The sequence below is a fragment of the Rothia sp. HMSC071B01 genome (genome assembly GCF_001808945.1).
In the GTDB taxonomy this organism is placed as follows: Bacteria; Actinomycetota; Actinomycetes; order Actinomycetales; family Micrococcaceae; genus Rothia.
Genome location: NZ_KV795071.1, coordinates 26,765 through 46,119, shown reverse-complemented (window position 1 = coordinate 46,119; position 19,355 = coordinate 26,765). Strand labels below are relative to the sequence as shown.

The window sequence follows — 19,355 nt, the reverse complement described above, 5'->3', positions numbered from 1 at the left end:
GCACACGCTCTTCGAGTTCCTCCTCACGCGTTGGTGGCACCGCCCGCACCGACCCCTTCGGCCTGCCCTTAGGCTTAGGCTTAAGCGCCTGCGCGCCGCCCTGCCGGTACAGCCTGCACCACTGCTTCAACGGTGTCACGCTTGCAATACCGAAACGCGCCATCGCCTCAGGCTTACTCATCCCACCATCAACCACGGCCCTGGCTGCGGCAACCTTGGTCTCATAGTCGTATCTGGCCTGCTTTATTCCCATGGCAAGAAGCCCGCTCCTCCCGATTACGCGGTACATTTTCTGCCACTCTCTCACAGTCGCGGCGGACACACCAAGCCTGCTGGCGGTCAAACGATAGCCACGTCCCTTCTCAAACATTTGCGCTGCCTGTTCCCGAAGCAAACGGTCATGCCTTAATCCCAGATGCACGGACATGAAAAGCCTCCCGTTTCTTGGACTTCATTTTTGGTGTCCAAGAAACGGGAGGCAGTTCAAACTCAGGAGGCGGGGCTGAAAAACGCTATGGAAGCGGAGAGGACTAAGCGGAAATAGCTTCTGCCTTTTCGATGTCCTCGTCGCGGATTTCCTTATCGGGGTTCGCTCCGATTGCCTTGGAGATGCGTTCGGTCAGGGTTGCGATGGTCGCGTCACCGGTCACGTTGGTCGCGGTGCCGAAGGAATCCTGAGCCAGGTACAGAGCAATCATCAGGGCAATCATGGAGGAGTCAAAGCCAAGCATGGACTCCAGCAGACCGATTGCGGTCATCACGCCACCGCCGGGAACGCCGGGAGCGGCAACCATCATCACGCCGAGCACAAGAATCATGGGAACCAGCGAACCGAAATCGGGGCTCTTACCGGTCATGAACAGCACAGCCACCGCGCAGGAGGTAATGGTGATCATGGAGCCGGAGAGGTGAATGGTTGCGCACAACGGAATCGCGAAGTCCACCACGCGAGCAGAGATGCCAGCCTTCTTTGCAGAACGCACGGTCACCGGGATGGTCGCAGCCGAAGACTGGGTGCCGATTGCGGTGAAGTACGCGGGCATCATGGTCTTGAGCATCTGGATGGGGCTACGGCGAGACACCGCGCCAGCCACCGAGTACTGCAGAGCCAGGGTGACCCAGTGCAGAATAATCACCATGACGAACACAAGACCGAAGACGGAGAGGATCTTCGCCACCTGACCGGCGAGGGTCATGTTCGCGAACACGCCCACAATGTGCACCGGCAGCAGGGGGATAATCACGTAGCTGAGCATCTTCTCAACGATGACCTGGAAGTCCTCGAAGAGGTTCAGCATTGCGCGGGTCTTCAAAGCGGTAATGCCCAGGCCCAGGATGAAGGAGAGAATCAGGGCGCTCAGCACGCCCATAATCGGGGTCAGCTGAATGGAAACGTAACCGGTGGAGAGGGCGTTCTCGGGGTTATCGAAGGAGGCGAGCTGCTGACCCTTCAGGATGATGGGGTAGAGCAGCAGTGCGCAGGTCAGTGCCAGGAAGCCAGCAAGGATGCTGGAGATGTACGCCAGACCCACGGTGATGCCGAGCATCTTGCCCGCACCCTGCGCGAGGGAACCAATGCCGGGCACGATGAAACCGATAATAATCAGCGGAATCGCGAAGCTCAGGAAGGCACTGAATACGGTAGAGAAGGAGACGAAGAGCTGCACAATGAGGTCGGTGGGGATGGCTGCGCCTGTTGCGTCATTGATGCCGCTAATCATTCCGGGGGTCAGCAAGCCGATGAGTACACCCGATGCAATCGCGATGAGAATCCATACGAGAAGGGGTAGTTTTTTGAGTGCCTTCATAGTTTCCTAAATGAGGGTTCGTTGTGTGTTATGCGCGGGATGTGCCCTCACGGTCCGGTGGATCCTGCCGGTGAATTCTGGGTAGAGTTCTGCCTATGAATACACGGGGTGTGGGGGTTCCTACGCTGGAGGCGATAATAAGGTTATATATTATCTGGAAACTGTATTATTATCCACCTCACATAGTGGCTTGGGGCACAATTTTTGGGAGAAAACTCACCAAACGCCCCCCCACCGGCACCTACATATGAGGTAAAACTCTTTCCACACACCCTGTTATTCCGCTATATGGCACAGCACCGGCACCCAACACAGCACCGACACCCAACACAGCGCGGGCGCCTCCCCACAGGGCTAACCAGTAGCCACCGAAACTAGCCCCCCCCGAACCCAGCCGTCACGAAGCCAACCACCAAGAAAACTCAGACTCGATACACTAGAGGAGTGACTACAGAGAACAAAACCCTCCTGCTCATTGACGGACACTCCCTCGCCCTACGCTCCTTCTTCGGCATCTACACCATGGCCGAAAAGACCGGACAGCACATCTTCGTGCGCAGCGACGGCCAGCACACCGAAGCCGTCCATGCCTTCCTCTCCACCCTGCTGAGCATCATCAAAGACAACCAGCCCAGCCACATCGCCGTAGCCTTTGACCTGCCCGGCGGCACCTTCCGCACCGCCGAATACGGCGAATACAAGGGCGGCCGCAACGCCATCCCCGAAGCCTTCAACGGCCAGATTGACCTCATCAAAAAGATGCTCGGCGCGCTCAACATCCCCGCGCTCACCTACGAAAACTACGAAGCCGACGACATCGTCGCAACCCTCACCCGCCGCGGCACCGAAGCCGGCTACAAGGTCCTCATCCTCTCCGGCGACCGCGACATCTTCCAGCTCGTCACCGACGACGTCACCCTGCTCTACCCGGTCACCACCGGCCCCTCCAAGGGTATTCAGCGCATGGACCCCGCCGCCGTCGAAAAGAAAACCAAAGTACCCCCGCACATGTACCCCGACCTCGCCGCCCTCACCGGCGAACAGGCGGACAACCTGCCCGGCGTACCCGGCGTGGGCCCCGGTTTCGCCGCCAAATGGCTCGGCGAATACGGCTCCCTGCAGGGTGTGCTCGACAACCGCGACAAGATTGGCGGCAAGAAGGGCGAGGCGCTGCGCGAGAACGTGGATAACGTGGTGCGCAACCGTCGCCTCAACCAGCTCGTCAACGACCTCGACCTGAACGTCACCCTCGAAGACACCGCATTCACCCCCGACCTGGATGCACTCAACACCTTCTTCGACGAAGTAGAGTTCCGCACCATCCGCAAGCGCGCCGCCGACACCCTCGGCCCCATCGTGCGCGCCGCCGGATCCGCAGGCGCTACTAGCTCCGCCGCAGAAGCAGGGGAGGAGGGCGCCCCCAAGAAGGCACCCACCGGCCCCGTCTACGCACCCATCAATACCAGCGCACCCACCAAAAACGCAGACGCAGCAGCATTCCGCGCCTTCTGTTCCGCCGCAGCCGAAGAAAACTACGGCACCGACGAACAGGGCGCGCCCATCGCTGTACCCGAACGCCTCGAAGGCGCCGTGACCCTCTACCCGGTCACCAACCTGCCCGTAGCGCGCCCCGCCATCGGCGATGCCCCCGCCGTCAAGGTCACCAAAACCAAGATCCGCGCCGCCGAAGAAAACCCCGAACTGCTCGGCGTGCTCCTCACCAGCAAGAGCACCAGCCTCTGGATCGATACCCGCACCATCGACCCGGAACTCGACGCCGCCCTCGCCGCCTGGCTCTCCGACGAAGCAGCCCGCAAAATCGTCATGGACCTCAAGGTTCAGCGCAAACTCCTGCGCGCCTACGGCTACGAACTCGCCGGCGCCGTCGAGGACCCCGCGCTGTCCTCGTACATGTGCGGCTTCATCCCCACCGCAACCCGCAAGCTCTTTTCCGAACGCATGGAAGACCTCGCCGAACGCTACCTGTGGATTCCCAAGGAACCCTACGCGCAGCTGGTCTTCCAGCCCGAGACGCGCGAAGAACCCTCCCTGTTCAGCCTGCCCGGCGAAACCGAACCGGTCGAGAACCTGCGCTACTTCACGCAGATTAGCCGCATCATCCACGAGCTTGCGCGCCTGTTGCACTACGAAATGGAAGAGCACGGCCAGCTGAAGGTCTACGAAGAAATCGAGCTGCCGCTACTGTACGTGCTCGCAGACATGGAGCAGGCCGGCATCGCCGTCTCCGATGCGCTCCTGACCGAGCTGCACGACACCTTCTCGGCACGCGCCAACCAGGCGCAGGAATCCGCCCGAGCCATCATCGGCGGGGAGGTCGCCACCGAGGACGGCGAAGAACCCCTCAACCTCGCCTCCGTCAAACAGCTGCAGACCGTGCTCTTCGAGACCCTTGGCCTGCCGCACACCCGCAAGATTAAGTCCGGCTACTCCACCGACGCCGAATCCGTCACCGAGCTGCTCTCCAAGATCTCGCCTGAATCCGACGGCGCAGCCTTCCTTGGTGCGCTCATCGCCTACCGCGACAACATCAAGCTCGCCCAGACCGTCGAGGGCCTGCAGAAGGCCGCCACCGAGGACGGACGCGTGCACACCACCTTCCAGCAGGGCGCCGCATCCACCGGTCGACTCTCCTCGACCGCGCCGAACCTGCAGAACATCCCGATTCGCACCGAGGAGGGCCGCCGCATCCGCGGTGCCTTCATCGTGGCTCCCGAGCCCATCGACGGCGTGGAGTACGAGGGTCTGCTCACCGCCGACTACTCGCAGATCGAAATGCGCATCATGGTGCACCTGGCCGCCGACGAGAAGCTCATCGCCGCCTACGAGGCGGGGGAGGACCTGCACCGTTACGTCGGCTCCGAGGTCTTCGGTGTCGCCCCCGAGGACGTCACCCCCGAGCAGCGCTCCAAGGTCAAGGCCATGTCCTACGGTCTGGCATACGGTCTGTCCCGCTTCGGCCTCGCCAAGCAGCTGAACATCAGCTCCGACGAAGCGGGCGAACTGCGCACCAACTACTTCAAGCGCTTCGGACGCGTGGGACGCTTCCTGCGCGGCGTGCTCAAGCAGGCACACCAGGACGGCTACACCGAAACCATTTTCGGCCGCCGCCGCGTGCTGCCCGACCTGGACTCGCCCAACCGTGTACGCCGAGAAGCCGCCGAACGCGCCGCCCTCAACGCCCCGATTCAGGGCACCGCCGCGGACATCATCAAGATCGCCATGATCAACATTCACCGCCGCCTGCGCGAAGAGGGCCTGAAGACCCGCATGCTGCTGCAGGTGCACGACGAAATCATCCTCGAAGTCGCCACCGGTGAGCGTGAAGCCGCCGAACGCGTGCTCGTCGAGGAGATGAGCGGTGCCGCCTCCCTGCGTGTTCCTCTGGATGTGCAGGTCGGCTGGGGTAAGTCCTGGCAGGAGGCGGGCCACTAGGCTCACTACCTTGTATTGATTTCCGCACGGAAAGGCAGTTATCGTCCTCGTTCCTACAGGCAGGGGTGGGTGGGTACGCTATACCCTTCCTCCGCTCCTGCAGGGGAACCCACCCTCTCGGGCGCTCCGCCCTCTCCTTGCTTCGCTGCGGAGAGCACCCGAGAGGGTACCCTGATGTCGCTTCCGGAGGGTATAGCTACCCTGCGCTCCGGCTAGGCTTGGCGCGTCGCGTGGAGGGGCGGTGTCGTCCGTAGTGACATCAGGGTGCCCGAAGCGAAGCGAGGGCGGGTGCCCCTGTAGGAACGAGGACGAACGCCGTACCCTCCGCAAACCACAAGTTCAAAACCGCAAATAAGTACGGGAATCCCGGGCGCGTAACCATTGACGACACGCCCGGGATTCCCGTACACTATTAATCGCGTGTACCAACGTACGGGTTTTCTATGCTCTTTTTTCTCCTTAAGAAAACGGGGAGAAAACGGGCACAGACCGCTCGCACACCCTGCTAAAAGCATCTGCTTCCGGTGGGTGGTACACATTGTAAGTATCCGTCAGCTCGACGTTTCCTCACCCCATTCAAAGGCGTTAGCGGTCCTATGCCGTGCGCGCCGGGGTGAAACAGTGAGCCGGTCGGCGCCTCCACCCGGGGGTGTTGAGCGGTGAACCGGCAGCGTCGACCTATTAGAAATCCAATTGGAGCCCTCACTACATGAGCACCAACATCCCTCAGGTCGCAATCAACGACATCGGCGACGAGCAGGCATTCCTCGAGGCTGTCGAGCAGACCATTAAGGTCTTCAACGACGGCGATCTCGTCTCCGGCCAGGTCGTTAAGATCGACCACGATGAGGTTCTGCTCGACATCGGTTACAAGACCGAAGGCGTCATCCCCTCCCGCGAGCTGTCCATCAAGCACGACATCGACCCCTCTGAGGTTGTCGAGCTCGGCTCCGAGGTTGAGGCACTCGTCCTCACCAAGGAGGACAAGGAAGGTCGCCTGATCCTCTCCAAGAAGCGCGCACAGTACGAGCGTGCATGGGGCGACATCGAGAAGGTCAAGGAAAACGACGGCGTCGTTACCGGTACCGTTATCGAGGTTGTCAAGGGTGGCCTCATCCTCGACATCGGTCTGCGTGGCTTCCTGCCCGCATCCCTCGTTGAGATGCGCCGCGTCCGCGACCTCGCTCCCTACATCGGTCAGCAGATCGAAGCTAAGATCATCGAGCTGGACAAGAACCGCAACAACGTTGTTCTGTCCCGCCGTGCATACCTGGAAGAGACTCAGTCCGCTGTTCGCTCCTCCTTCCTCAACGAGCTGGAGAAGGGTCAGGTCCGCGAGGGCGTTGTCTCCTCCATCGTCAACTTCGGTGCATTCGTGGACCTGGGTGGCGTGGACGGTCTGGTTCACGTTTCCGAGCTGTCCTGGAAGCACATCGACCACCCGTCCGAGGTTGTCGAGGTTGGCCAGCCCGTTACCGTCGAGGTTCTCGAGGTGGACCTGGACCGCGAGCGCGTGTCCCTGTCCCTCAAGGCAACCCAGGAAGACCCGTGGCAGGCATTTGCTCGCACCCACGCTCTGGGCCAGATTGTTCCCGGCAAGGTCACCAAGCTCGTTCCCTTCGGTGCATTCGTGCGCGTTGAGGACGGCATCGAGGGCCTCGTCCACATCTCCGAGCTGGCAACCCGCCACGTTGACCTGGCTGAGCAGGTCGTCTCCGTTGGTGAAGAGGTCTTCGTTAAGATCATCGACATCGACATGGACCGCCGCCGCATCTCCCTGTCCCTCAAGCAGGCAAACGAGGGCGTTGACCCCAACGCTACCGAGTTTGACCCCGCTCTGTACGGCATGGCTGCAGAGTACGACGAGGCTGGCAACTACAAGTACCCCGAGGGCTTCGACCCCGAGGCTAACGAGTGGCTGGAAGGCTTCGACGCACAGCGCGAGGCTTGGGAAGCACAGTACGCAGAGGCACAGGCTCGCTTCGAGGCTCACAAGGTTCAGGTTGCTAAGGCTCTCGAGGCTGACGCAGAGGCTGCAGCAGCAGCTCCCGCAGCAGCTGAGCCCGCACCGACCTCTTACTCCTCCGAGGAGCCCGCTTCCGCAGGTACCCTCGCATCGGATGAGGCACTGGCTGAGCTCCGCAAGAAGCTGACCGGCAACTAATCTGCCGCTCAGATGAGCACTCATCAGGCGTAATAGCCGATAGGTAACCCCGCGTGGGGTGCCTAGAGCAGAGGAACCCCCTCATCTCCCGTTTGGGAGGTGAGGGGGTTCTTTGCGTTATTGGGGGTTTAGGTGAGTCAGGGTTGGGGGCGTTGGGATCCGGAGTACGCGCCCGGTGTTGCTATGCCCGCTGTTGCTGTGCCCCGTGTTGCTGGGGAGGATCTTAGGCGGCGGTCATCTGCTCCCAGACGGCGCGCACCTGCTCGGCGGTTTCCTCCAGCGAGCCGCCGTTATCGATAATCCAGGTTGCGACCGCCTCACGCTGCTCGTCGGTTGCCTGCGCGGCGATGCGGGCGCGTGCATCCTCCTCACTCATGCCGCGCGAAGATACGAGGCGCTGCAGGCGAGTCGCCAGGGGAGTACGCACCACGACCACGCCCTCAAAGGCGGACGGGTCGCCGGTCTCCACGAGCAGGGGAATATCCTCCAGCACCACGCCGCTGAACCCGGGTTCGGCCTGCGCCTGCTCCACCAGTTGCGCGGCACGCTCACGAATAGCGGGATGCACAATCGCGTTCAGGCGCAGGCGTGCCTGCTCATCTTTGAACACGATACGCGCCAGGGCGGGGCGGTTGAGGCGGCCGTCCTCGTCGAGCAGATGCTCGCCGAACTCCGCGACCGTGCGGGCGAGCACCGCCTCGCCGGGCTCCATGAGGGAGCGGGAGATGGCGTCCGCATCCACCAGGAATGCGCCCTGCTCCACGAAGAGGGCGGCGATGGTGCTCTTGCCACTGCCGATACCGCCGGTGAGGGCGTAACGGCGCAGCGTGGTAGAAGCGGGGGAAGAAGGCTGGGACATGGACGGTGCTCCTGACGGGCTGTGCCACAATAGATAGGTACTGATTAGAGGAGGACACATGCAGGAAGAAACTCGCGCCAACCGATACCTTGTGCCGCGCGGCGATGAGCCCTATGAGAGCCTCCTCGAAATTAAGCGTAGCGAATTTATTGGTCACATCAAACGCGTGAGCACCGTTGAGGAGGCGCGCGCCTACATTGAGTCAGTGCGCAAGACCTACCACGATGCCCGCCACGTGTGTTCAGCGTTCATTATTGGTGCTGACCGCGATATTCAGCGTTCCTCCGATGATGGTGAGCCCGCCGGTACCGCCGGTGTGCCGATGATGCAGGCGCTGCTGGCGCGTCAGACCCGCGAGGACGGCACCACCGACCTGTCGGATGTGGTTGCGGTGGTCGTGCGCTATTTCGGTGGCATTAAGCTCGGCGCGGGCGGTCTGGTGCGTGCCTACACTGATTCGGTGGTGCAGACCCTGGATGGCGCGCTATTCGATTCGCGTGAGCGTCTGCGCGTGGGTCAGGTGCCCAGTTCGCACGCGGATGCTGGCCGCCTGGAGAACGAGATCCGTGCCGCCGGACTGAACGTGCTGGGAACTGAGTACGGTGCGGAGGGTGCCACGATTTCCCTGGGTGTGTTTGACCGCCCGGAGGAGCTGGCGCGTGCCGAGGAGCTGGTGGTGAGCTTGAGTTCCGGTGCGGCGAGCGTGACCTGGGGGGACACGCAGTGGGTGGATTTGCCGGTCTAGGTTACCGGCCTCTAGATTCCCGGTCTTTGATTTCCGCTCCCAGAATTCCTCCTAGGGTTCCGGGCTAAAGCGCCTGCGTAAAGCTCTCAAAATCTAAAAGATAGTCCAACCTTAGTTAATAGTTACTTGAACCCTAGTAATTGACTGTTTTTGTTGCTAGGGTAGAAGGAGTGCCAAAAGGCTTATCCAATATCTGAGGTCGTGAAAACGTGACGCAGCCGGGAACCTACCGAGAACAAGCAGGCAAAAACTCATCAGAGCAGTCCGCGGGCAGCCGCGGCGGCACCGCAACCCTCAACCGCCAGGGAGCGCGCCTCCCCACGAGGGGCACCGTCGAGCAGCTTGAACCCGCCACCGTCGCCCAACTGCTCAACGCCTACCGACAGCAGAACCTCGGCACCCTGTTGGGCGTGCTCACGCAGCGTCCGGCAGAATTTGCCCGCCAGCTTGGCAGGCTCTGCCGCGTCTTCCCCGAACATGTTCACGCTATCGCCCAGGCGTTCGGCACTGTGGGCCGCGCCCTGCCCATTGACGAGCTGGTGCGCCTGCACAACCGCTACTCTAACGCCGCCCGCGGAGTTGGCGAACACCTCAGCCTGGACAACTCCGGTGTGGCGCACATGGTTCAGAGCCCAGCACTGAGCCGTGAAGGTGCGGGCCACCTGCTCATGGCGATTGAACTCTGCCTCGCCGGCAGGATGCGCGGGCTCACCATCGCCATGCCCGCCACCGAGGCATTCACCCCGGCTGAGCAGGCGCCGAGCCTCGGATCCTGCAACCCCGCCCTGGACGGTGCCCTCAATGCTTTTGCACCGGCAGGCTGGGAGCCGTTCCCCCTGGACGGCAGCGAAGTGTTGCTCGCGACCGGTGTGCGCGATGTACCCGACGGCTATGAGCTGTCCCTCTGGCTGCTCGATGACGACTATCAGTGCCGCGCCCGCATTGAGCGAGGCGCCCCGCAGGTGTGCGTGGCAAGCTTCTACGATGAAGAAGTCATCACCCGCACCGTGGAAGAAACCGGGTCGGGCGAAGCCGGTCTGGTCGAGAACTACCGCGTGGAGGAGTACGCGGAACTGGACTTCCTCAACGCCATGGACCGGCAGGTACGCTACGTGGCGGTCACCGCCGCGGTGGGGGAGCCGCTGCTGTCTGTGCTGAACGAGAAGAGCGCGGTGCCGAATAGTATTCCCGACCCTGCCGCTTTTGCGAACAGTGCGGGTGCCTCCCGGTTCGCGGGGAGTGCCTGCCCGGATATTCGCACCGCCGCCGTGGTCGGTAAGGGCCTGCGCACCGTCAATCACCGCGGCATGCTGCCCGTGCTGGGTGTGCCGAACCGCACCGTGTGCGCCGTGATTGACCTGTACAAGCAGCGTATCTGCGTGCCCGGCGTGGGTATTCCGCGCGGGCTGAGCGTGGAGGATGAAGAGCGCACCATGCAGCTGATTTTGAGCGCCCTGAACGGGTACCTTCCGCTGACGAACCGGGCGCTGATGAGCCTCGCCGGAGCCACCGTGGAGGTGCGCTAACGCTGCGGTTAACTAACGCTGAACTCGACTAATACAGTGGCACCCCACGGCTACAAACCAATAAAATACCGCCCGGAACCATGCTGTGAGCACGGTTCCGGGCGGTACGTGTTCAACGAACTAGCCGGTCGCCAAGTGAGCTACCGCCAGGCGAGTTAGTCGCCGGATTAGCTAGTTTCGGATTAGTTAGCTGCGGGGCCCTGACCATTGATGATGCGCTGCGCCTCATCCTCGGTCAGCTGGTAGCCGTAGAAGGTGGAGTAGAACTCGCGAGTCTCCTTCACCAGGTCAACGTCGGAGAACTTCTCGGGGTGGAACAGCTTCGCCGCCCACAGAATCTGCAGAGCCTCCTCAGCCGAGTAGCGGTCCCAGTTGAAGGTGCCAACCGGGTTCTTAACAATCTTGCCGTTCTTCACCGCCGGAACGTCAGCCCACGCGGCGTCAGCCTTGATCGCGTCAACGCCCTTCTGTGCATCCGCGCCGCCAATGATGATGTACTCCGGCTGCGAGGCAATAATCTGCTCCAGAGAAATGTTCTTCAGATTCTCCACGCCGTCCAGAGAGTTCTTCGCGCCCGAAAGCTTCATCCATTCGCCAATTAGGGAGTTTGAGCCGTCCACCTTCGTCAGGTCAGAACCGCCCGCAATGTGCAGCACCTTCGGGGACTCGGTGACACCCTGCAGGCGCTCCTTGATGAGGTTCTCGTTCTTCTCCAGATATGCCAGGTACTTCTCGGCACGCTCAATCGCCTCATCGGTACCGATGACCTCGGCGGTCAGCTCAACGGTGCGCTTCAAATCAGCGAAGTTCTGGAATTCCACGTGCACCGCCGGGATGCCTGCCTCAGTAGCCTTCGCAATCTGATCCTTCGAGGAGGCGAGTAGCACCTCCGGCTTATCGGCAAGCAGCTGCTCCATGTTCACGTCGGTGCCCTTCACCGGCGCGTCAACCTTCTCAATACCGGGGTACACCTGCTTAAACCACGCCAGAGACTTCACGGCAGTCGTGGTGGACACCAGCTTCTCAGCGCCGCCGAGCAACAGAACCACCTGGTTGTTTGCGTGCCACAGGTCAGCGATGCGCTCGGGGTTGGTCGGGACAGTGACCTCCTTGCCGTCAATGTCCTTAATGACCTTGGTGCCGTCACCGTTATCCTTCACGAAGAAGCTGGTGTGCTTCTTTGCGGAATTGCTCGAAGTCGAGACTGAGGTTGAGCTCGATGCGGAACCCGAGGAGGAGGCGGTGTTCGCTGCGCCGCAACCGGTCAGCGCAGCCAACAGGAGGGAAGTGGTCAGGGCAATGCCGGTGTGGAACTTCGTAATCTTCATGATGTGTCTTTCTGTGTCGACAGGGTGGGTGAATAACCCGGAGGCGGTTCGGGGAAGCGGCGCTCTAGGGGCGCGCCACCACAGCGGATGCGGCACCTCTACCGCATCTTCTGTATCTGGTTCAAACCGCCACCGGAAAACTAAAAGCTGTGGAGCCTCATATCGAGGCTCGTCATGTGCACGCTGGAACGACCCAGCTGTGGTGAATACACCACCGACAAATCTGTAGCGAAGGTGCGTGAGAGAACCTCGCTGGTGAGCACCTTGGAGGCGCGGCCCGTGAGCAGCTGAGCCGGCGCATGTGCAGATACCTGCGGCGTTGCGTTTGGCATGGTATCGGGCATATCGTGTACGCCAAGCAGGGCGACGGTCGCATCCAACAGGAGCGCGTGATCCGGATTGTGGGTCGTAAAAATAACCCCGTACCCGGCATCGCGCAGCTGCCGAATCTTGCGCAACACCTTCGCCTGATTCGCCACGTCCAGTGCACTCGTCGGCTCGTCCAGAACGATGAGCGGGGCGTCTTGCACCAGGGTTCGGGCAATACCTACCTGCTGACGCTGACCGCCGGACAGCTCATCCAGCGGGGAGTGCGCCAGGTCGAGCAGCCCCAGCTCCTCCATCACGGTATGCACCTGCTCACGGTCACGGCGCGAGGGTGAAGAGAACAACCCAATATAGGGTGCGCGACCCATCAGCAGGTACTCGGTCACGGTGTAGGAGATGCCGCGACCCTCCATCTGCGGAAGGTAGGCGATGCGGCGGGCACGCTCAGTCGCGGTCAAAGAATCCAGCGGCTCACCGCCCAGGTGAATGCTGCCCTCGGTGAGCGAATTTAAACCAATCAGGCAGTTCAACAGGGTGGACTTACCCACACCGTTGCGACCCAGAATGGCGAGGACCTCACCGCGTCGCACCTGCAGGTTCACGTTGCGGAAAATCCAGCGGCTGAAGCGGTGCCCGGAACGGTGCAGACCAGCGCGGTGATCCGTTCGGCGGCGCTTGATGTGCCCGCCCCGGTGGCCGTAACGGAAGCCCGCATCGTCCAGGTGCAGCAGAACCTCGGCGCTCGCATCCGTGCGGTGCTGAGTATAGGGAGTGGAAGACGACATTACTTCACCCGAACCTTTCCAAACAGCAGTAGCGCCACGTACAGGGGCGTGCCAATGAAGCCGGTCAGCACGCTCAGAGGAACCTCCGCGCTGGTGAGGCTACGCGCCAGGGTATCGACGAACATCATGAACGAAGCACCCATCAGCACGGACAGCGGCATGAGCTTGGTCGTGTCGCTACCAACCAGCAGGCGGCACAGGTGCGGAATGACCAAACCTACCCAAGAAATCGGGCCGCCAATGCATACGCTCGTCGCGGTCACCAGGGTTGCCAGCAGAATGGTGATACCGCGGGTGCGAGTCAGGTTAATGCCGAGGGTGCGCGCCTCATCGTCACCGAGCGAGAGGATATTGATGCGCCAACGCATCGCCAAGAGCAGCAGGATGCAGGGCGCCGCCACCAGCGCAAACTGGGTGAGTGCTTCTGCGCGTACGTCCTGCAGGGAGCCCATCTGCCAGAACACGATCTGCGCCAGCTGAGTTTCGGGGTTCGCAATGAACTTCAACGCACCGAGTGCGGCGGTGCCGAAGCCACCCACAATCACGCCCGAGAGCACCAGCATGAGCGTGGACTGATTCTTCAACAGGTGAGGAATACTCACGGTCAGCAGCACGGCGGCGAGACCACCGGCGAGGGCGGAACCCTGAATCGCGAGGCTCGTGCCCACACCCAGCAGAATGGCGGAGGCGGCACCCACCGACGCGCCCTGCGAAACACCCAGCAGGTAGGGGGAAACCAACGGGTTACGGAAAACTGCCTGGAAGGTGGCGCCCGCAATGGCGAGGGCGGCACCGATGAGCCCGGCGGCGAGCAGGCGCGGAATGCGCACGGTCAGCAGCATGTTTTCGGCGGGCTTGTAGACCTTCAAATCCATGCCGAACCAGTTCTTGCCGAGGATGCGGAAGAGCTCGTCCAGTTCGACCGGGTACCTGCCGGTGATGAGTGAGAGGTAGGTGACGCCCAGCAGAATGGCGAGGGCGATGAGCAGAATCAGCGGGTACGAGGACGCCAAGAGGGTACGGCGATGCTCGGTTTTGGCAACTAAGGTGGCAGCCGGTGTGCCGGTGGGGTTCGCCTCCGGGTTCGCTTCTGTGGATTCGTTCGGGGTTGCCTGTGAAGCTGTCTCCGTGGTCGTGCTCATGGAGTCCTTCCGTGCGCTCTTGTGGTCCCGTTCTGTCTGCGTGTGCGCTCTAAACATATGTGAGCCACATCAAGGAGGCAAAGGGTGCGGGTGCGGAGCGCCCGTCATAAGTCTTTATGTGTTGCCGCTTATCTTCTGCGGTGCGGCACCCGTGAGTGGCGGCGGCTGTGGGGGAGAGCGGCCGCCCCTAAGAGCGCTGTTCCTAAGAGCACCGTCATCGTGCGGGAAAATGCTCCCGCTCGCCTCCTGCCCGGTAGCGCAGATGAACCAGTCGAAAGACCCTTATCTTTTGCGTCCCCTCTTTTATGAACTTGGGCACTTTCATGGTGATGGCTTGTTACCTGTCGTGTCTGTACTATTGCGCGTGATTATATTGCGCCAGTAGAAAAGGGTGACCAATTCTGGGGCGTATGGGGCGGCTTTCCCCTAGGATGGATACATGAGTTACGCACCCGAGATTAACCGTATTGTCGCCCCCTTTGAGGTGGTCAGCCCCTTCCAGCCCGCGGGCGACCAGCCCAAGGCCATCGCCGAGCTCACCGAGCGTGTGCAGAACGGTGAGAAGGACATTGTGCTGATGGGCGCTACCGGTACCGGTAAGTCCGCGACCGCAGCCTGGCTGATTGAGGCGGTGCAGCGTCCGACTCTGGTGCTCGTGCAGAACAAGACCCTGGCGGCGCAGCTAGCGAATGAGCTGCGTGAGTTGCTGCCGAATAATGCGGTGGAGTATTTCGTCTCCTACTACGACTACTACCAGCCTGAGGCGTACGTGCCGCAGACCGATACGTTCATTGAGAAGGACTCCTCCATCAACGAGGAGGTGGAGCGTCTGCGCCACTCGGCGACGAACTCCCTGCTGACTCGCCGCGACGTGGTGGTGGTTGCGACAGTGTCCTGCATTTACGGTCTGGGCACGCCCGAGGAATACATTAAGCAGATGGTGACTTTGCGTCGCGGTGAGGAGGTTGACCGCGACGAGCTGTTGCGCCAGTTCGTGGCGATGCAGTACGCGCGTAACGATATGGACTTTCACCGTGGCACGTTCCGTGTGCGCGGCGATACCGTCGAAATCATCCCCATGTACGAGGAGAACGCGATCCGCATTGAGTTCTTCGGCGATGAGATTGAGGCGATTTACACCCTGCACCCGCTGACCGGCGAGGTGATTCGCGAGGAAGAAGAAATGTATGTCTTCCCCGCAAGCCACTACATCGCCGGTGCCGAGCGTATGGCGAAGGCCATTACCTCCATTGAGGATGAGCTACGCGAGCGCCTGCAGACCCTCGAATCTCAGGGCAAGCTGCTGGAGGCGCAGCGTCTGCGCATGCGCACCACTTACGACCTGGAAATGATGGAGCAGATGGGCTTCTGCAATGGCATTGAGAACTACTCGCGCCATATTGACGGTCGTGCCCCCGGTAGCGCTCCGAACTGTCTGCTGGATTATTTCCCGGATGATTTCCTGCTGATTATTGACGAGTCACACGTGACGGTTCCGCAGATTGGCGCCATGTATGAGGGTGATATGTCCCGTAAGCGCACCCTCGTGGAGCACGGTTTCCGTCTGCCGTCGGCGATGGATAACCGCCCGCTGAAGTGGGAGGAGTTCCTGGAGCGTATCGGTCAGACGATTTACCTCTCGGCGACCCCCGGCAAGTACGAGCTGTCGCAGGCTGATGGTTATGTGGAGCAGATTATTCGCCCGACCGGCCTGATTGACCCGGAGATTGTGGTCAAGCCGACCAAGGGTCAGATTGATGATTTGCTTGAGGAGATCCGCGTGCGCGTGGAGCGTGATGAGCGTGTGCTGGTCACGACCCTCACCAAGCGCATGGCGGAGGATTTGACCGAGTACCTGTTGCAGCACGGTGTGAAGGTGCAGTACCTGCACTCTGACGTTGACACGTTGCGCCGTGTGGAGCTTCTGCGTGAGCTGCGCCTGGGCACCTTCGACGTGCTGGTTGGTATTAACCTGCTGCGTGAGGGCCTGGACCTGCCCGAGGTGTCCCTGGTTGCGATTCTGGACGCCGATAAGGAAGGCTTCCTGCGTTCGACCACTTCGCTGATTCAGACGATTGGTCGTGCGGCGCGTAACGTGTCCGGTCAGGTGCACATGTACGCCGATAAGATTACGGATTCTATGCGCGTGGCGATTGATGAGACGAACCGCCGCCGCGAGATTCAGCAGGCGTACAACCGTGAGCACGGCATTGACCCGCAGCCGCTGCGTAAGAAGATTGCCGATATTACGGATGTGCTCGCCCGCGAGGAAGAGGACACCCGCGAGCTTCTGCAGCAGCGTAAGAGCGGTAAGAAGGGCGCCCGCACGGTGAGCGCGGGTGCGAAGACCGGTTCTGCGACCTCGTCGAAGATTGCCACGAGCACCCCGGAGTCGGAGGAGCTTCTCGCCCGTGCGGAGGCGCGCGTTCGTGCCGACGGCCTGGCGGCGGCACCCGCCGAGGACCTGCTGGATTTGATTGAGCAGATGAACGAGCAGATGCGCGTGGCGGCGGAGAACCTGCAATTTGAGTTGGCGGCGCGTCTGCGTGATGAGCTTGCCGATTTGAAGAAGGAGCTGCGTCTGATGAAGGAGGCGGGTCACGCCTAAACCCGGTGTTCTAGCCCGGCGTTTAGGGGTTCGACGTGGGTTTTTCGCCATGAGGTAACTCATTGTTCATGAAGTTCTACTGAGTGCAGATACATGCTGTACACTATCAAGGTGTTTTACGTGTCAAATAAAACCTTGATGCTTCCGAACGATAAAGAAAAATCTGTGACTATTTCTCATAACTCTTCAGACGCACACACCACGGGAGCTCGTTCCGTTACCCGCCGCAACCTCACCCGCGGCGCGCTCTGGGCTGTGCCCGCTATTGCCGCCTCCACGACGGTGCCCGCATTCGCTGCTTCGGCTGATGATTGCAAGACGGTACACGGCCCGGACTTCACCCAGGTCGGCGGCTGGATGATTACCAATCCCGCCAGTGGCGCCCTGCAGTCGCGCACCAAGAACAAGCCCGTGACTGCGCCGGAGACCGGTCAGGCGTGGTGGTCCATGGAGAATGCAACCTCCCCGAACCCCGCAACGATCCGCCTCATGTCCGTGTACGAGGCGACTCACGGCCCCGAAGGCGACCTCAACCTGAACTGCGGTGAGTTCGTGATGACCTACAACGTCTCCGCCCTGGAGGCGACGACCGGCACCACGCACCTGCACCCGTCCATGGACATTTACCTCTTCTCGCCCGAGGGTAAAATCATTGACCGCCAGATTTTCACGACTGACCCGACCGGCAAGGCAACCGTTATGACCCGCAACGGCAAGACTCAGACCGTTCAGGGCCAGGTTATTCCGTTTGCGTCGAGCGTGAATGATAAAGCGACCGGCATCTCCGCGCGTTTTGCGTTGCGTGGCAATACGCTCATGGAAGGCATGTACCAGTTCGAGGTGGTTATTACCGTCCCGACGATTCAGGAGAACGGCACGCTTGATACGAACAAGCAGGTCAATGCGATTGCGTTCACCCCGCCGACCTTCAACATGGTCTCCTAACTGAATGAAAAGTAGCCCTCCCCGTAATAGTTCACGGGGAGGGCTACTTTTGTATGGGCTTGCTGCACGGTGTTGATCTGTGTAGTGCTGGTCTGCAATACGCCGCTCTACATGTTGTCAAACTAATAGTGGCGCCAGCTAGACCCCCAACTAGACAGCGTGTATTCGTCACGCAGAACGCCGCATCCGACAGGTCAACCCCGCCGGATGCGGCGTTTCGGTGCACCTAGCTCCTGAAAGTTCTCCCGGAGGGGCTCCTGTGCGAAAACCCCAACCTGCTGTATAATCGTTCACCGAGCAAGGGAGTATCCCACCAATCGACTCATCGTCAGCACGTTAGCCGAAGGCGCCTAACCGGTGAATCGAGCCGACCTCCATTAAGGTCGGCGGGAGAGACTTGTGGTCCTGTACGCACACCACAAGAAAGGCTCCCCATGGAAGTTACCGGGTTGCAATGGTTGGTTACTATTCTCATCATCGCGGGTCTGTTGGCCTTCGACTTCGTGTTCCACGTTCGTAAGGCGCACGAACCTTCCGTCAAGGAAGCGGCCATCTGGTCGAGTATTTACATCGGCATCGCGATGCTGTTCGGTCTGTATATTTTCGTGACGAACGGCCCCTCCGCCGCCACCGAATTCTATGCAGGCTACATCACCGAAGAAGCTCTCTCGGTCGATAACCTCTTCGTTTTCATGATTATTATGGGCACCTTCCGTGTCGCCCGTGAGAATCAGCAGAAGGTTCTGCTCTTCGGTATTGTCTTCGCGATCCTGGCGCGCGGCTCCTTCATCTTCGCCGGCGCAGCGATCATCAACTCCTTCGCTTGGGTGTTCTACATCTTCGGCCTGGTCCTGCTCATGACCGCAGGTAACCTGCTCAAGGACGAAATCACCGAAGGTGACGGCGATGACGAAGCCGACAACATCATGGTCCGCCTCGCCAAGAAGTACCTGAAGACCAGCGACCACTTCGACGGTGACAAGCTCTTCACCATCGAAAACGGCAAGCGCGTCATGACCCCCATGATGCTCGTCATGGTCGCTATCGCTGGTTCCGACCTGCTCTTCGCGCTCGACTCGATCCCCGCGATCTTCGGCCTCACCCAGTCCGTCTACATTGTGTTCACCGCGACCGCGTTCTCCCTCATGGGTCTGCGCCAGCTGTACTTCCTTATTGACGGCCTGCTGGACCGCCTCGTCTACCTCTCCTACGGCCTGGCGACCATCCTCGCGTTCATTGGTGTGAAGCTCATCCTGCACGCAATGCACGAGAATAACCTGCCGTTCATCAACCACGGCGAGCCCGTGCACGTGGTCGAAATCAGCACCGAAATGTCGCTGATGGTCATCGTGGGCGTCCTGATCATTACCGTGCTTGCCTCGCTGCTCAGCCCCAAGGGCCGCGCGCTGCAGACCATTCAGCGTGTTCAGGCGCTCTCCGAGAAGTACCTGGCACTGCCCGAGGATGCATCCGCCGCCGAGCGTGCGGACATCACCGCCCGCTGGCAGAAGGAAACCGAGAAGCTCAACGCCATTCCCGCCAAGCTGCGTGACGAGCTGATCGAGAAGGAAGACGAATACCACGCCCTCGTGATGCGTGCCCGCACCGCACAGGATGCGCATTCTTCCTCCTCGAAGTAGTTTGAGTTACTGAGCCTGCGGCCTC

The 19,355-nt window shown here is 60.8% G+C and carries 13 protein-coding genes; 7 read left to right on the top strand and 6 right to left on the bottom strand.

Annotation, left to right across the window (positions count from 1 at the left end; genetic code table 11):
• Both HMPREF2527_RS03725 and HMPREF2527_RS03720 read right to left on the bottom strand, forming a co-directional pair.
• A partial coding sequence (locus HMPREF2527_RS03725; protein WP_246824765.1) for a helix-turn-helix domain-containing protein occupies positions 1–370 on the bottom strand: 370 nt, incomplete at its 3' end.
• Positions 371–530: 160 nt separating this feature from the next.
• Positions 531–1,808: a dicarboxylate/amino acid:cation symporter gene (locus tag HMPREF2527_RS03720; protein ID WP_070506450.1), complete on the bottom strand. Its 1,278-nt coding sequence runs from the start codon at positions 1,806–1,808 to the stop codon at positions 531–533.
• Positions 1,809–2,252: 444 nt separating this feature from the next.
• On the opposite strand from HMPREF2527_RS03720, the gene polA reads away from it, so the two are divergent.
• Complete coding sequence (gene polA / locus HMPREF2527_RS03715) at positions 2,253–5,261, top strand: DNA polymerase I (protein WP_070506448.1); 3,009 nt, start codon at positions 2,253–2,255, stop codon at positions 5,259–5,261.
• Positions 5,262–5,970: 709 nt separating this feature from the next.
• Positions 5,971–7,425: a 30S ribosomal protein S1 gene (rpsA, locus tag HMPREF2527_RS03710; protein WP_012903633.1), complete on the top strand. Its 1,455-nt coding sequence runs from the start codon at positions 5,971–5,973 to the stop codon at positions 7,423–7,425.
• Between the two features lie 223 nt (positions 7,426–7,648).
• Here rpsA and coaE read toward each other — a convergent pair whose 3' ends face one another.
• Positions 7,649–8,284, bottom strand: a complete 636-nt coding sequence (gene coaE, locus HMPREF2527_RS03705) for a dephospho-CoA kinase (protein ID WP_070506445.1) — start codon at positions 8,282–8,284, stop codon at positions 7,649–7,651.
• 58 nt (positions 8,285–8,342) lie between these two features.
• On the opposite strand from coaE, the gene HMPREF2527_RS03700 reads away from it, so the two are divergent.
• A complete protein-coding gene (locus HMPREF2527_RS03700; RefSeq protein ID WP_005506219.1) occupies positions 8,343–9,029 on the top strand; it encodes an IMPACT family protein in 687 nt (228 codons plus the stop codon).
• A gap of 209 nt (positions 9,030–9,238) precedes the next feature.
• A complete protein-coding gene (locus HMPREF2527_RS03695) occupies positions 9,239–10,555 on the top strand; it encodes a 2-oxoglutarate dehydrogenase (RefSeq protein ID WP_070506442.1) in 1,317 nt (438 codons plus the stop codon).
• Between the two features lie 182 nt (positions 10,556–10,737).
• On the opposite strand, the gene HMPREF2527_RS03690 is transcribed toward HMPREF2527_RS03695, so the two are convergent.
• The 3 genes from HMPREF2527_RS03690 to HMPREF2527_RS03680 form a co-directional block, all read right to left on the bottom strand.
• Positions 10,738–11,883 carry an ABC transporter substrate-binding protein gene (locus tag HMPREF2527_RS03690; RefSeq protein ID WP_246824764.1) on the bottom strand — a complete coding sequence of 382 codons (1,146 nt, stop codon included), beginning with the start codon at positions 11,881–11,883 and terminating at the stop codon, positions 10,738–10,740.
• 140 nt (positions 11,884–12,023) lie between these two features.
• The gene (locus tag HMPREF2527_RS03685) at positions 12,024–12,995 is read right to left on the bottom strand and encodes an ABC transporter ATP-binding protein (protein ID WP_012903626.1); all 972 of its coding nucleotides are present in this window, start codon (positions 12,993–12,995) and stop codon (positions 12,024–12,026) included.
• Entirely contained in the window at positions 12,995–14,137 is a 1,143-nt protein-coding gene (locus HMPREF2527_RS03680) for a FecCD family ABC transporter permease (RefSeq protein ID WP_083294454.1), read from the bottom strand. The genes HMPREF2527_RS03685 and HMPREF2527_RS03680 overlap by 1 nt, the downstream gene beginning before the upstream one ends.
• Before the next feature lie 439 nt (positions 14,138–14,576).
• Between HMPREF2527_RS03680 and uvrB the strand changes: the two genes are divergently transcribed.
• The 3 genes from uvrB (at position 14,577) to HMPREF2527_RS03665 (ending at position 19,330) form a co-directional block, all read left to right on the top strand.
• Positions 14,577–16,745 (top strand): excinuclease ABC subunit UvrB, encoded by a 2,169-nt coding sequence (gene uvrB, locus HMPREF2527_RS03675; protein ID WP_070506440.1) that lies wholly within the window; start codon positions 14,577–14,579, stop codon positions 16,743–16,745.
• Between the two features lie 165 nt (positions 16,746–16,910).
• Complete coding sequence (locus HMPREF2527_RS03670; protein WP_246824763.1) at positions 16,911–17,690, top strand: ornithinee aminotransferase; 780 nt, start codon at positions 16,911–16,913, stop codon at positions 17,688–17,690.
• Between the two features lie 434 nt (positions 17,691–18,124).
• Complete coding sequence (locus HMPREF2527_RS03665) at positions 18,125–19,330, top strand: TerC family protein (RefSeq protein WP_070506435.1); 1,206 nt, start codon at positions 18,125–18,127, stop codon at positions 19,328–19,330.
• The last annotated feature ends 25 nt before the right edge of the window (positions 19,331–19,355 follow it).